Origin of the sequence: Pseudomonas idahonensis (assembly GCF_037903935.1) — a bacterium.
Taxonomy (GTDB): Bacteria; Pseudomonadota; Gammaproteobacteria; order Pseudomonadales; family Pseudomonadaceae; genus Aquipseudomonas; species Aquipseudomonas danubii.
Genome location: NZ_CP149586.1, coordinates 3,374,922 through 3,389,817 on the forward strand (window position 1 = coordinate 3,374,922; position 14,896 = coordinate 3,389,817).

Sequence of the window (14,896 nt, forward strand, 5' to 3'; positions counted from 1 at the left end):
GCCCTGCGCAATACGCAGGGCCCGGCTCAAAACAGACAAAGGATCATTGCAATGGCTTTTATGTCCAAGGACTTCACGCGCCTGCTCAATACCCTGATCGACCAACAGATCAAGACGGCAGGGCGGCAAACCGAATGGTTCCACATGAGCGCCGACGAGCGTGCCGAGTACATCGGCCAGGTCGGCGAGCGCCTGCTGGAAATGCAGCAGAGCACCCTGAGCGTGCTGGCCGCCCAGCACTACCAGATGCAGGACAACCCGGTCTCGGTGGGCGACCAGTTGCAGGTGCTGCGACAACGCCGCAAAGAAATGAAGGCCATCGCCGACACCCCGGCCACCCTTGCCTACAAGCAGCAACTGGACCGCGACATCCTGTTGTACAGCCGCCAGGACACGGCGATCAGCCACTATGACAGCACCTGGAACAAGGCCCTGCGGCTGCTCAGTCCTGGTGGCGCCAAGGCCAAGGTCCTGCAAGCCGATGCGCCGGCCAAGCAGAAAGAGCTCAAGGGCCGGATCAACCGCCTGGAGAAGCACCTGAGCGTGCAGGTTGCCGACTCCACCTTCAGCCAGTCCTACGTGACCCTGTTCTCCGAGCTGCAGGCCTACAAGGAAGTGAGTACTCGCTACAACGCCTGGCTCAAGGCCGCCCCGCAGCAGCAGGCCGCGAGCCTGGCGGCACTGGCCAAGCCGCCTCGGACTTCCGACGAGCTGCCGGTGAACCTGTCACTGCTGATGATGGAGGAGCGCCCGGGTTACATCCGCATGAACGTGGCACTGGTCAATGCCAGCACCGATGGCCGCTTCAAGGACTTCTACCTGGAGCACGGCCGGCTGGTGGTGCCCACCGACGGCGTACTGAATTTTTCCTTTGGTACCGCGGCCCGGTCCCTGGCCTGGCAGCAACAATACCGGCTCAAGAACGAGCCGCCGTCCATGCGTTCACCCACCTATGCACCGATTCGCTCGGTGCTGGTCAAGACCGGGTTCGTCGAACAGTACTTCGCCAACCACCTGGTGTCGGAAAGCTCCCTGCGTGAAGGCTTCAAGGCCCAGGTGCTGAGCAACGGCCACAAGCTGCTGTTGACCAACGTCGATCGCAAGGTGCCCAACCAGGTCGGCATTCAGGTTTCCGGGCAGTCGCCCGGCACCAGCGTGCGCCGCGAAGTGCCCCTGGCCGGCGCCTTGAGCGAGCTGATCAACCAGAACGCGGACCTCAGCAGCTTCCAGACCCTGGGCGTCGAAGACTATCGGCAGAACAGCTACCACCCGGACCGCGACGGCCTGTTCGTCAATATTCATGAGCTGGAGCGCTCGGTCGGTTTTGCCGAGCACCAGTACCTGCTGGAAATGCCCCAGGGCGACGCTTTCCGTTCGGCGACGCCGTTTGCCCTGATGACCGTCGAGGGCGACAAGGTCAGCAGCAGCCACCTGAGCAAGGCTCAGACCGAGGCTTTGTACCAATACAACGCGGCGTTTTTCGAGCGCCTGGAACAACTGCGCGACAAGGGCTTCAAGGCCAGCCGGCTGTTCGAAGGCAGCAGCGAGCGCGCCACCTTCGTGCAACAGCTGACGCGCTTGCTCGAACGCAACCACATCACCCCGGCCGGGGTGCTGCTGGCGCAACACAGCCGCCCGAGCCTGCGAGATATCAAGGGCAACAACCTGAACAAGGTGCTGTGGGAACAGGCCTTCGCCGCGTCGGTCTGGCAGAGCCACGACAACGATCAGCTGCTGTTCGACCTGGGGCAGAACCTGGTGCAGAGCCAGGCACTGGGCAAGGTCCTGCAAGGCGGCTATCTGCAAAGCGACATTGCCCAGGCCAAGTTGCTGCTGGCACCGCTGTATGAACAGTGGCGCGCCCAGGCGATCGAGGTGGAAACCCAGCGCGTGGCCAGCGCCAACGCCGCGCAGCATCCAGGCAACCCGAAGGTGCATGTCTTCGATCAGGTGGCGCTGGAGCGCGGCCTGGACAGCAAACTGCTGAACCTGTTGTTGAGCGGCCCTCAGGGCCTGGCGCCGGCCGACGGCGCCTTGCGGCCGACGGTCGAGGCGCTGTTGTCCGGCGACCAGGGCCGCAGCCTGCGCAAGCAGGCGTTGTTCCATGCCCTGCGCCCCGTGGCCGACAGCTTTTCCAAGGCTGCGGTGCCGGTCAATGCCCATGCCGCGCTGACGCCGAAAACCGGCGCCGACAAGGTCATGATCAACAACCGGCTGAATCAGCCCGACCCCTACCTGATCCTCAATACCCACCCGGAGCAGGCCCAGACCGATAAAGCACTGCTGATCCAGGACGACAAGTACCGCAGCTACAGCCAGTTCCGTCCCGACCCGAACAATGAAGCCACGCGCTACATGAACGATTTGGACACCCCGTTCGTGGGGGGCATCTCCGGGACCACCCAGACCGTCAGCAATGCCTTGCCGGAGTTGCTCGGTAGTGTGCCGAGCGTCAAGCAGTACTGGCAGTTCCAGATGGCCAACGCGGCCTTCATGATCCGCAACGGCTATCACTCGTTCTTCGAAACCCTGTATGTCGCCGCCCGCTATGAACCCCAGGGGCCGGACAGCATCGGCCAGGACCTGCTGCAGACCTTCGACCGCTACCGTGCCCAAGGGCGCCGCGAGGCCTTGCACGGGGAGCTGTACGACGCGGTGATGGCCCGAGTCCTGCCCATCGTCAATCAAGGCCTGGCGCCGAGCGAAGAGTTCCATCCACCGCGCTTCACCGAGCTGGGCCCGCTGCCCGCGTTGTTGGGGCAGACCGCCAAGGACCGACAACTCAAGAGCGGATTGGCGGGGCTCGAGGCCGGCTTCGAACCACGCCAGGGCAGCGCCGACATTCATCAGTTTGCCGCCGACCCGGTGCAGTTCGCCCAGACCCACACCCTCAGCGCCGAGGCCCTGGTCAAGGCGGGACGCTTGCCGGCCCAGGGCAACGTGCAGTTGGTGGAAGTCGCGCCCAAGCTGTATGAGCTCGAATACACCGAGCACAGCGCCAACTCCGTGAGCGCCGCGAGCGCGGACAGCGTGCCGGCGTATTTTCTCGGCTACAACGGGCCGAACCAGGCCAACGCCGCGCCGGCCTATGTGGACATTCCCCGGCAGGCGCGCCCGGGCAGCTTCCTGTTTACCGGTAGCTTGTCGGGCTGCTCGCTGGTGGTGACCCGCCTGGACGCCGATACCTATCGGGTCTATCACGACGGTCGGGTCAACAGTTCGCTGCTGTACGACAACGTGGTGATGGCGGTCGACTACAAGGACTACCAGGTGGCCGGCACGGCCGAGGGCCTGGCTGCGGCGTACATGCAATTCGTCGACGGCCAGTGGCAACTGGTGTTCCAGCGCCAGGAGTACCAGCGCGAAGGGCAGATGGTCTGGCCGAAGTTGCGCGAGGGGGCAGAGCCGCTTGCCATCCAGACCGCCGACAGCCAGGTGCAGGAGCGCAACCGGACCCAGTTCGCCGAGTACCGCGAACAGGTGCACCAGAACCTGAAGAAAGTCGCGAGCCAGTTCGGCGTGTCCAGCGAAGGGGTGGCCGATGGTGTCTACAACGGCGGCGATTTCTCTGCCGAGCATCCGGCCATTGCCGCCTGGAATCGGCTGCGCGAGGCGGTCCAGGCCAAGGTCAGTGCCGACATCGAACAGCTCAGCAACCAGCGCTATCAACTCCAGGAGCAGCGGCGCGGGGCGGGCGACAAGCGCCTGATCGATCAGCAGATCAAGCAGCTCAACCTCACCCAGGATTTCTACCGGGCGCAGTACGAGCCGGTATTGCGTGAGGCCGCTTCGGTGGAAAAGACCTGGCTCTGGCAGCAGATCCAGGCCCAGCAAGGCAGCGCTGCGGTGGTGCGCACCGACGACACGGCGATCCAGGGTGGCGGCGATGAGCGCAGTACCAGCGTCGGCGAGCGCTACGCCATAGCCGAGGCCTATCAGCGGGGGGCCCGGGGCACGGCCTTCAGCGATGGCGTGCGGGATTTCCGCGAGATCAAGATCCCCGGGCTGGACGGCAAGCAGTCGGCCCTGGAAATGAAGCGGCTGTTTCTCGACGGCCAGCTCACGCCTGGGCAGCGTGGCGCCTTGAGTGCTCGCATCAGCGAAACCAGCCAGGCCGAATACATCGACAAGGTGCTGCGCCAGACCGCGACCTTCAGTGAAGATTTCCAGGGCGCTGGCAGTGTCTTCAGTCAGTTGGCGCCCCAGGATTTCTACCTGTCGCTGGTGGGGGATCGCTCCGGCGGCCGCTGCTACCCGCTGGTCCGGGCCATGGCCGTGGCCCTGGCCAATGGCGGCGAGGCGGGGGTCAACAGCCTGGTGCAGAAGCTGTTCCTGGCCTCGGCCGATCCCCAGGCCGGCAGCTCGACCTTGCTCAAGAACAGCCTGATCCGCCTGCATTCCAATGTCGACGCGGTCCAGGCCTCCAAGGCGCTGGGGCAGTTCCAGTTGTCCGACGTGGTGGCGCGGCTGGCCAACAGCAGCAGCGACTCGATGTTTGCCCTCAACACCCAGAACCACTCGATGCTGGTGGGCAGTACCCAGGGGCCCGAAGGCCGTCGCTACTACTTCTATGACCCGAACGTGGGGATCTTCGCCTTCGATTCCAGCAAGGGCCTGGCCAAGGCCATGGAGCAGCACCTGGTGCGCCGCAAACTGGCGGCGCACTACGGCTCCTTCGGCAGCCAGTCGCAGCCGGCCTTCAACCTGGTCGAGATCGACACCCACAAGATGGCCGAGGTGCCGCTGGGCAGCGGGCTGAATGTCGCCGATCTGTCCCGTCCCGAGGAGCTGGCCAGCGTCATCGGCCAACGCCGTCAGGTGGAGCAGGCGGTGGGGGCGCAGCAACGTGTCAGCCAGGACCTGCGCCTGGGTGCGGCGCTGACCACCTTCGACGCCGAGCAATGGGGCGCGCGCTTCGACGCCGCCAGCACCCGACTGGCCCAGGAGCACCAGCTGGGCAGCCAGTGGATACCGATCATCGCCAACACCGAGGCGCAGCCGGAGGGCGGCTATCGGGTGCAGTTCATCAACCGTGACCAGCCCGAGCAGACCCGCTGGCTGAGCACCGACGACGGCACCTTTGTCGAATTCCGTCGTTTCGTCGATGAGCACATGAGCGTGCTCAGCGAGCACTTCACCCTGGAGCACGGGCAGATCCGGCCCCGCGCCGGGGTCAGCGAAGCGGCGCATGTGGACGGCCTGAACGCGGGCTTTGCGGTCCAGACCCTGATCCAGTGGTTGGCCGACAAGAACCGCAAGGACGCAGCCCAGGGCGTGGTGTCACCGGACCTGGCTACTGCCCTGAAGATCCATAGCTACCTGGGCCTGGCGCAGATCGGCCACGGCACCCTGCAAGATGTGGCCAAGGTCACCCAACTGGTGCAAACCGCGTTGCGCGGCGAGGCCCTGGCCGCCGAGTCCTCGCTCAAGGACTTTGCCTCGACCCTGGGGCACACGGTCAACGAGGGTGCAGGCGTGCTGTTTGGCGGGGCCATGGTCGGCCTGGATGCCTATGAGCTGGCCCATGCCCAGAACGATGTGCAAAAAGCCGTATTCGGCACCCAACTGGCGTTCGATTCGGCGAGTTTTGTCAGTGGCGCGGCGGGTATCGGTGCCGGGTTGGTCGGCGCCTCGACCACCGCGGCGGTGCTGGGCGGCGCGGGGGTGATCCTCGGCGGCCTGGCGGTAGGCTTCACGGCACTGGCCCAGGCTTTTGGCGCGGTGGCCGAAGACGCCAAGGCGGTGGGACGTTACTTCGATACCCTGGACAAGGCCTATCAAGGCAACGGCTACCGTTATGACGAGAAACAGCAGGTGCTGGTGCCGCTGCCCGGAGCGGTGGTCAAGCGCCTCGACCTGCGCTCAAGCGAGGTCGGTTTCGACAGCCAGTACATCTACCGCACCCATCACGGTTCCACCGGCTCCGGGGCGATCAACTACTTCTTCTGGGTTGGCGACTTTCCGCGGATGATCCACGACCGCGCCCAGGCGATCGAGGTGCGCAGCGGCATTGGCCACGGCGCCCAGCCGCCCAAACTCGACCACGGCGACAGCCGGACGGTGATCCTGCCGGGCACGCCCAAGTCCTACATCAGCTACGAGTACATGATCCTGCCGGGGGCCACTACCCGGCATGACACGGGCTTCGATGTGATTCGCAGGCTCGAGCAGGACCGGCGCTTCGACTACGACTTCTACATCTTCCCGAGCGAGGAGACGATCCGCAGGATTCACCAGGAGTATGTCGAGACGCCGGTAGAAGTGCTGCTGGATGGGCGCAACCGGCAATTGGTCGTACCGCAGCTGCCCAAGGAGCTCTACGGCTACCTGCGCTACGACATCCAGGGCGCCGGCGGCGAATACCTGATCGGCCTCAACCAAGGCGCCGAGGTCAGGCTCAGCAACGAGGCCGGCAGTCAGCGGTCACGCTGGATCATCGACAGCAGCCAGCTGGAGAGCGACAGCATCACGGTGGCCAAGGACCATTTGCTGGTGGGCGGGGTCAAGGTCAAGCTCGATCCGGCCCAAAGCGGCGAGGTGCTGCTGGTCAACGCCAAGGGCGAAGTGCGGGCAGTCGATTTTGTCGGCCAGACCACTGACGTGGTCAAGGAAGACGCCAGCCAATGGCAAGTGCCCGGGCAGCGCATCGAACAGCACCTCAAGGACCTGGCCCAGGCCCATCAGTTGCACGGCCAATACGTGCTGGTGGAGAACTACAAGCACGGTGAGCGCAATGTCGGTCGGGCGTACTACGACGTCGCCAAGGACCGCATGCTGTTCACCGACACCGATGTGCAACAGGCTGGTAACGCCCAGCTGGGTGCGGTCATCGGCGAGCATGCCTACTTCGTCGATGCCCAGAACGCCGCCGCCTGGCGGGTCGACATTGCCAGCGGCAAGGTCGATGCGCAGTTCGCCCCGTCGTTCAACCAGAGCACCGGCCAGATCAGCCGGTTCTGGCAAGAGGGCGATGCGGTGTATCTGGCCCGTCGTTATCAGCTCAAGGAACGAGAAGCCGAGCTGAGCTTTCGCATCCTCGGTGACCGGATGGAACTGGTGGGGGTGGTCGGCGATGACTCGCTGCTGCAACTGTCGGCAAGCAACAGTCAGCATGGCAAGGACGCCAAGACCCTGCTCAGTACCCTGCTCAAGGGCTACGAGGCTCAGACCACCCCGCGCGATACCCCGGTGTACAGCCTGGGCGCGCCCCTGCTGGAGCCGACCGCGGCAGAGCTGATCACGGTGTTTGGCCTGGATAACGCCAAAGTCGCGCACCGCTACTGGGTGCGCAGCAGCGATGGTGTGGTGATCAAGCCGAACCTGGCGCCACCGGCCGGGCAGGCGCCGAGTGCCGATGCATCGGGGCAGGTGCAAAGTGCCTGGAAGATTCCGGCGGACCTGGTGTTGGCCGGCAGCCTGGCCCAGCCCGGTGGCCAGGAGGTGTTCTATTTCTACAGCCAGGCGCAGCAGGTGCTGTTCCGCCAGGAAGGGCCGGGGCAGCAGGTGCTCGATGCCGGCCAGCCAAGCGCCTTGCGCCTGACCACGCCGCCCCTGGCCAATGTGCTCAATCTCAACGGCCATCTGCTGGCCGTGACCAAGGACGGGCGCATGGCGCGGATCGAGGCGACCGGGCGCCTGAGCTATGAGGCGGTCAACGAGCATTGGCTCAAGGGGCGCAGTAGCTGGTGGAAGGACCTCGCCGAGGTCGCCGGCAGCAACGCCACCCTGGCGGTATTCGGGGTCAAGGCCGCCGACGGCAAGCGTGCGCTGCCAGTGTGGTACCACAACGCTCAGGTGGTGGTGGCGTCGTCCGCGCTGCAAGACAAGCCGCTGCAGTTTCTCGGCTTCGACGGTGCCAGTGGCAGTGCCCGGCTGTTCGAGCCCGAGAGCGGCAAGCTCTATCTGCAGCCGCCGCTGACATCACAGGCACTGCCGAGCGCGTTTGGCAACGATGAGGTGCTTGAGGCCTCGGCCCAATTGCCGGCCGCCATTGACTGGATGCCCACGCTGCAACTGCGCTCGGCAGTCCAGGTCGATGCCGGCTTGCGCTTGACCACCGTGCAGGGCGAAGTGCTGCTGCGCAGCAACAACGGCGATGTGCAGTTGGTGGCCGTGGACAAGGGCTGGCAGCAGGCACATCTGGGCAATCTGCCCCAGGCCCTGGCGACCGTGGCCGGACAGTGGGGCGCCAAAGGCGTGTTGACCTTGCAGGGTGGTGCCAGCCGTGGCTGGTTCGATATCGCCAGTGGGCAGATGTTTGCCAGCAACGGCATTGCGGGCAGCGACCTGCGCTTTATCGGAGTCGCTGCCGGGACGCCGAACTCGGCCTATGTCTATAGCCCGACGGCGCAGGCGCTGTATCAGGTCAAGGACGGCAAGGCGCTGCAGCTGGGCCATTACGCCAATGTCGAGCGCATCGGCTCCTCGCTGCTGCTTCAGGGAGCCAGCGGCAATGCTCGTCAGGATGACCTGTCGCCGCCGTTGATTGCCGGGGTCGACAGCGTGGTGCTGCACGGCGGCGCCGGGGATGACACCTATCGTTTCAGCCCAGCGATGTGGGCGCATTACCGCTCGGTGGTCATCGACAACGACGATCCGGGCCTGGCCCTGGATCGGGTGATCCTGCCAGTGGCCGATGGCAAGAACATCCTCGTCAGCCGGCGGGGTGAGGATGTGCAGCTGACCGACACGGGCAATGGCACCGCCCTGGTGTTGCGCCAGGTGCTGGGCAGCCAGGCGGCCGCCCATGGGCATTTGCTGATCGAACTCAAAGGCGATTCGTCGATGCTCAGCGTCGAGCAGCTGCTCAAGGGCTTTGGCCCGAGCGGATCGGCCCGGGACAGCGTGTTCGAGCTGGCCTGGAGCCAGCGCGAGACGCTGCCGGCGGCGAATGCTCTGAGCTCGGCGGCGAATGAGCTGGACTCGGCGGCAGATGGCCAGGGCCCCAGCCTGGCAAAACTCAGCGGGGCCATGGCGGCCTTCGCTGACACGGGCGGCGCTCGCGAACAGCTGCCGAAAAACCATCAGGCCGCGCAGGCGGTGCTGGTGCCTTCACTGACCTGACCGCGCAGAAGCAACACAGGAGGGGCGCAAAGCCTCTCCTGTCTGCGGCTCCCTCTTTTCCCGGTGTTAGATCCAACCATGAGCAAACCCATGAATTCGCGGCAGCGAGCCCTTGCCGGCTGGCTGCTTGTCGTCCCGCTGCTGGCGGCGCCCCTGGCGCAGGCGGTGCCATTGCATCGGCAAGACCTGCCACAAGACTCAGCGCAGCATCCGCCACCCCATATGCCACAACAGCGGCACCAGGCGCTGCCCAGTGACCTGTGGCGGGTGTACCTGGATGCCCGGCAGAACAACAGCGAGCTGGCGGCGGCCCAGGCCGATCAGGCGGCCCGCGCCGAGGCAGTGCCCCAGGCCAGGGCCGGCCTGCTGCCCACGCTGTCCGCCAGCGCCGATCTGAATGCCACCCGCACCTCCCTGCAACAGCCGCGGCAGGACACCCGGCGCGGTGGCAGCAGTTATCAGGCGGTGCTGAACCAGCCGATATTCCGCGCCGATCGCTGGTTCGCCCTCAAGGCCGCGCAAGCCGAAGACCAGCAGGCCCAGCTGGAGCTGGCCGCCGCCGAGCAGAAACTCATGTTCGACAGCGCCCAGGCCTATTTCGGCCTGCTCAAGGCCCAGGATGCCCTGGCGGCGGCCAAGGCCGAGGAAGCGGCGCTCAAGCGCCAGCAGCAACTGGCCGAGCGCGGCTTGCAACTGGGCCTGTCGGACCGCACCGATGTGCTGCAGGCCCAGGCCGGGCATGACACCGCGCGGGCCAACCGCATCGTCGCGCAGAAGCAGACCGATGACGCCTTCGAAGCCTTGGACACTCTGACGCATCAGCAGTACCAGGCGATCCAGGGGCTGCGCCACGACATGCCGGTGCTGTTGCCCGAACCCAACGACGCCCGGCGCTGGGTGGACACCGCCGTGCGCCAGAACCTGACCCTGCAGGCCAGCCAGTTCGCCCTGGAGGCGACGCAGCAGACCCTGAGCGCGCGCAAGGCCGGGCACGCGCCGACCCTGGATGCGGTGCTGCGCTACCAGATCGGTGACAACGACAGCCTGGGTTACGGCAACAGCGACATCCGTGGCAATGGCTACGGCGGCAACGTCGAGCAGCGCACGGTCGGGCTGCAGTTGAATATTCCGCTGTTCAGCGGCGGCCAGACCCGCTCCCAGGTGCGCGAAGCCCACCAGCGGATGAACCAGCGCGAGTCCCTCAACGACGGCTTGCGGCGTCAGGTCGTGGAGCAGACCCGCAACCTGCATCGTGGCCTCAACAGCGGTGTCGATCAGGTGCAGGCGCGGCGCCAGTCGATCATTTCCAACCAGGGCGCGGTGCTGGCCTCGCAGATGGGCTTTCAGGTCGGAACCCGCAATATCGTCGATGTGCTGGAGGCGCAGCGTCAGCTGTACAACGCCGTGCGCCAGTACAACAACAGCCGCTATGACTACATTCTCGACACCCTGCGGCTCAAGCAAGCGGTGGGAACCTTGTCGCCCCAGGACCTCAAGGCGCTTTGTGATTACCTCAAGGCCGACTACGATCCGGACCTGGATTTTCTGCCGCCGGAGTTTCCACGCCGGCTGGCAAAACGCTGACAGGGCCTGGCAAGGCACCGGACCGGGGTTGGCGGGCATGGTTTTTTCAAGGTAAAGGGGCGAGCGGTTGTACGGGTTATTGGACTTCTTCGACAGTCACAAACGCTGCTGTTATGCCTTGGGTGTGGTGATCGCGGTCGGCGCCGCAGTGGCGTTGGGCAACTACTACCGGGTGCAGGTCGAAGACGTCTACCGGGCCAGCGTCCAGATGCAGACCCAGGAGCAGGCCCAGGACCTGGAGCAATGGAAGTCCAACGGCTTTGCCATTGGCGCACTGTCGATCCTCGGGCGCCACAACCCCTGGCTCAAGCGCATCGTCCTGGAGCCTGCGCCCTCTGCCGAGCTGATGGAACGGGCCACCCAGCCGCTCAAGACCCTGTCCCTGGTGGTGGATGCCAACCATGCGTTTGTCCTCAACCGGGACGGGGTGGTGGTGGCCGCCTACGACCAGCAGGGACAGACGCCCCTGGGGCTGAATGTGGCCTTTCGTCCCTACTTCAAAGTGGCCCTCAATGGCGGCAGCAGTGTCTACGGCGCCATCAGCACCAGCACCGGTACGCGCATGTTCTACATGGCGGTGCCGATCTTCGAGTCGCGTACGCGCCAGGACAAGGTGATCGGGGTGCTGGTGGCGCGGTTTGACGCCGATACGCTCGATGCCAGCTTGAGCAAGCCGTACAGCGCCGATCTGCAGATGATCCTGTCCCCCAGTGGCGTGGTGCTGGCCGCCAGTTCCCCGGACTTGGTCCTCAAGTCCGACCGCGCCTGGCCCTGGAACCGCTTCACCGGGGAGATCCGCCGCCAGTTCGGCGACTATCGGTTTGCCAACGGGGTGCCCGAGCGCTTGCCCTTCGATGCCCACCAGCCGGTGGTCCGGCTGGACGGTCGGCGCTACAGCCTGTCCCGGGTGGATTTCGACTGGAATGACCCGAGCGGCCCCTGGACCCTGATCACCCTGGGCGACCTGGATGCACTGTTACCGGCGGAACAGGTGCTGCTGATCGAGGGAGTGAGTGCCCTGGTGTTCTTGCTGTTGCTGTGGGGTGGCCTGCGGCGTCTGGCCGACGCCCGACGACACAAGCGTGACGTGGCGCAGATCGAGCAGAGCGAACAGCGCCTGGACATGGCCCTGCAAAGCGGGGCCCTGGGGCTGTGGGACTGGAACCTGCGCCTGGGGACCGTCATCAACAACGATGTCTGGCTGCAGATTCTTGGCTACAGCAAACAGCAGATGGAGCAGGCCTTCGGCCATGGCCTGGAGCGCTGGACCGCTCTGGTGCACCCGGATGACTACGAGCCGGTGATGGCCCGGCTCAAGGCGCACCTGAACGATGAAGTCGGCGAATACCGCGCCGAATACCGCATGCGCAACAAAGAGGGGCAATGGCTGTGGGTCATGGACATCGGCAAGATCATGCAGCGCGACGCCAGCGGCGCGCCGACGCGGGTCACCGGGGTGCTGCAGGACATCAGCGAGCGCAAGGCGGTGGAAGCGCAAATCCAGCAATCACGGCGCGATGCCGAGCGGGCGACCCAGGCCAAGTCGGAATTTCTCGACTGCATGTCCCATGAAATCCGCACGCCGCTGAACGCGATCATCGGCATGGCCCATCTGGTCCAGGACTTGCCGTTGGAGCCGGTGCAGCGCGACTACATCGAAAAGATCGACCGCGCGGCCAAGCACCTGATGGGCACCATCAACGGCGTGCTGGATCTGTCGAAGATCGAGGCCGGCAAGCTGAGCATGGAGCAAACCGGCTTTGACCTGCGGGAGCTGGTGGACGATGTGTTGCTGCTGGTTCGCCAGCGCGCAGAGGAAAAGGCGCTGCGACTGCAGCTGGATATTCCGGCGTCACTGCCGCGCCGCTATGTCGGTGATCCCCTGCGTCTGGCCCAGGTGCTGACCAACCTGGTGGACAACGCGATCAAGTTCACCGAGGCCGGCCATGTCTGTATCGGTGTGTGCCTGGTGCGCCAGTGGGATCATCAGGCGCTGCTGTGCTTCAGCGTCACCGACACCGGGGTAGGCATCAGCGACGAGCAGCAGGCCCGTTTGTTCAATGCCTTTGTCCAGGCTGACCGGACCATCAGTCGGCGTTACGGCGGCAGCGGCCTGGGGCTGACCATCTCGAAGAAAATCGTGCAACTGATGCAGGGCGATATCTGGGTCAATAGCCGGCTGGGGCAGGGCGCGACGTTCAAGTTCAGCGTGCAGCTGGGGCTGGCGCCGCCAGCGCTTGAGCAAGGGCACGCCTCAAGCGGCACTGCGCCTGCCGGGCCATCGATGGGCGACGTCGCGGGGCCGGGTCTGGTCAATGCCACGGCCCGCTGGCTGGCGGGGAAACGGGTGCTGGTGGTCGAGGATAACCGTCTCAACCAGGAAGTGCTGCAGGGCCTGCTGCAGCGCGTCGGGGTCCAGGTGGTGCTGGCGGTCAATGGGGCCGAGGCCTTGCGCCTGTTGCTGGAGCAGGGGCATTTCGATGCCGTGCTGATGGATTGCCAGATGCCGGTCATGGACGGCTTCGCCACCACGCGCAAGATTCGTGGCTACCCCCATTTGCAGTCCCTGCCGATCATTGCCGTGACCGCCAGTAATCAGACCGATGTGCAGGGCAGGGCGCTGGCGGCCGGCATGAGCGATCTGCTGAGCAAGCCCCTGGAGGTCGCGGCGTTCTATCGGACCCTGGTGCGCTGGATCGCAGCCACGGACATACCGCTCGCGCAGAGCGCAGCGCTGCCGGATGCAAGCGTCTTGACCTCGGCCTACCAAGGGATCGACACCGCGCTGGGGCTGGCGGTGGTCAACCAGGACCTGGCTCTGCACCGCAAACTCTTGGTCGACTTTCGTGACGGCCAGCAGCAGGTCATCGAGCGCTTGTGGCACGCCCACGCCACCGGGGACTTGGCTGCCATCGGCTTTCTGGCCCACAGCCTGCAGGGCAATGCCGGGAGCATCGGCGCCACGGAGGTCAAGGAGGCCGCTAAACAGCTTGAGGAACAGGCGGCCGGGCCAGCAGCGCTGGGGCCGCTGATCGAGCATCTGGCGCAGTGCCTGGAGCCGGTACTGGCCGGCCTGGCCTCCCTGCCAGTGGCGAACGAAGATCTGGCCGCGCCGAGCCAGGGGCTGGACGCGGAGCAGGTGCTGGCGCTGGAGCGGCTGGCCCAGCTGCTGCGCAAGCATAATGCCCAGGCCCTGGCGCTGATCGATGAGCTGTACGAGCAATACCCGTGCGGCCCGCTGCGGGCCATTCAAGAGCGGATCTACCGCTTGGAGTTCCAGCAGGCCCTTGACCTGCTAATGGACTTGCAGGGCTAGCGGCTGTTCTGGCTCAGGGCCTGATAGCGGGCCATGCGGTCAGTGCAGTGCTCGACCAGGCATTGATGCAAGGCGCGCAACGACGAAGTGATCTGCGAGCGGTGCGATACCACCAGATTCAGCGGCGCAGGGTCCGATTGCCAGCCCGGCAGCAGCGCCAGCAAGCGACCGGCGAGCAGGTCCTCGACGACATTCAGCAGCGGCAGGTTGACCACGCCGTGGCCGGCCACGGCCCAGCGCCGTGCGGCATCGCCATCATCACAGCAAAAGTGCCCTTGCACCGGCACGTCCTCGACCTTGCCGGCGCCATGGAAACGCCAGCGACTCTCCGGGCGGCCGATGCTGTGACAGATGATGCATTCGTGTTCGCTCAACTGTTGCGGCGACTCAGGCTGGCCATGTTCCGCCAGGTAATCGGGCGCGGCGCAGGCGATGAAGTAATGCTGCTTGAGCACCGGCAGCTCGACCAGATCCAGCGCCTGGTTCTTGCCATAGCGCAACGCGGCATCGAAGCGGCCCTTGAGCAGGTCCTCTTGCTTGTCGCTCAGCGCCAGCTTGATGTACATGCGCGGCCGCTCATGCTTGAGCCGGGCGAGCATGTCCAGCAGCAAGTTGCGGCCCAGGTCGGAAGACACCGTGAGTTCCAGCATGCCGTCATCGTGGCGCAACGAGCGCTTGCCGTTGGCCAGGATCTTCAACGCGTGCTGGGCACTGTCCAGGTAGCGTGCGCCTTCGGGGGTGAGCTTCATGGTGCGAGTGGAGCGAGTGAACAGCCGCACCCCGAGGCGACTTTCCAGGCGCTTGAGCCCCAGGCTGGCGGCAGCCGGGGTGATCGACATGACGCGGGCAGCGGGGGACAGGCCCTGCAGCTCGGCGATCAGAATGAACAGCTCCAGATCCGCGAAGTTAGGCATTGGCCAGGCTCACCCTCCG

4 protein-coding genes are annotated in these 14,896 nt (G+C 65.3%); 3 read left to right on the plus strand and 1 reads right to left on the minus strand.

Features of this window, described 5'->3' with window-relative positions:
- The first annotated feature begins 51 nt into the window (after nucleotides 1-51).
- The 3 genes from WIN67_RS15290 to WIN67_RS15300 all read left to right on the plus strand — a co-directional run bounded on the left by WIN67_RS15290 (nucleotide 52) and on the right by WIN67_RS15300 (nucleotide 13,963).
- The gene (locus WIN67_RS15290; protein ID WP_339071649.1) at nucleotides 52-9,063 is read left to right on the plus strand and encodes a TcdA/TcdB pore-forming domain-containing protein; all 9,012 of its coding nucleotides are present in this window, start codon (nucleotides 52-54) and stop codon (nucleotides 9,061-9,063) included.
- Nucleotides 9,064-9,141: 78 nt separating this feature from the next.
- Complete coding sequence (locus WIN67_RS15295) at nucleotides 9,142-10,647, plus strand: TolC family outer membrane protein (protein WP_339071651.1); 1,506 nt, start codon at nucleotides 9,142-9,144, stop codon at nucleotides 10,645-10,647.
- A 79-nt stretch (nucleotides 10,648-10,726) separates the two neighbouring features.
- Nucleotides 10,727-13,963 carry an ATP-binding protein gene (locus tag WIN67_RS15300; protein ID WP_339071715.1) on the plus strand — a complete coding sequence of 1,079 codons (3,237 nt, stop codon included), beginning with the start codon at nucleotides 10,727-10,729 and terminating at the stop codon, nucleotides 13,961-13,963.
- Here the strand turns inward: WIN67_RS15300 and WIN67_RS15305 are convergent.
- Entirely contained in the window at nucleotides 13,960-14,877 is a 918-nt protein-coding gene (locus WIN67_RS15305; protein ID WP_102879364.1) for a LysR family transcriptional regulator, read from the minus strand. The genes WIN67_RS15300 and WIN67_RS15305 overlap by 4 nt on opposite strands.
- Nucleotides 14,878-14,896: the final 19 nt, after the last annotated feature.

Coding starts and splice junctions, on each gene's coding strand:
- WIN67_RS15290 (WP_339071649.1), top strand. CDS start 52: ATGGCTTTTATGTCCAAGGACTTCACGCGCCTGCTCAATACCCTGATC.
- WIN67_RS15305 (WP_102879364.1), bottom strand. CDS start 14,877: ATGCCTAACTTCGCGGATCTGGAGCTGTTCATTCTGATCGCCGAGCTG.
- WIN67_RS15295 (WP_339071651.1), top strand. CDS start 9,142: ATGAGCAAACCCATGAATTCGCGGCAGCGAGCCCTTGCCGGCTGGCTG.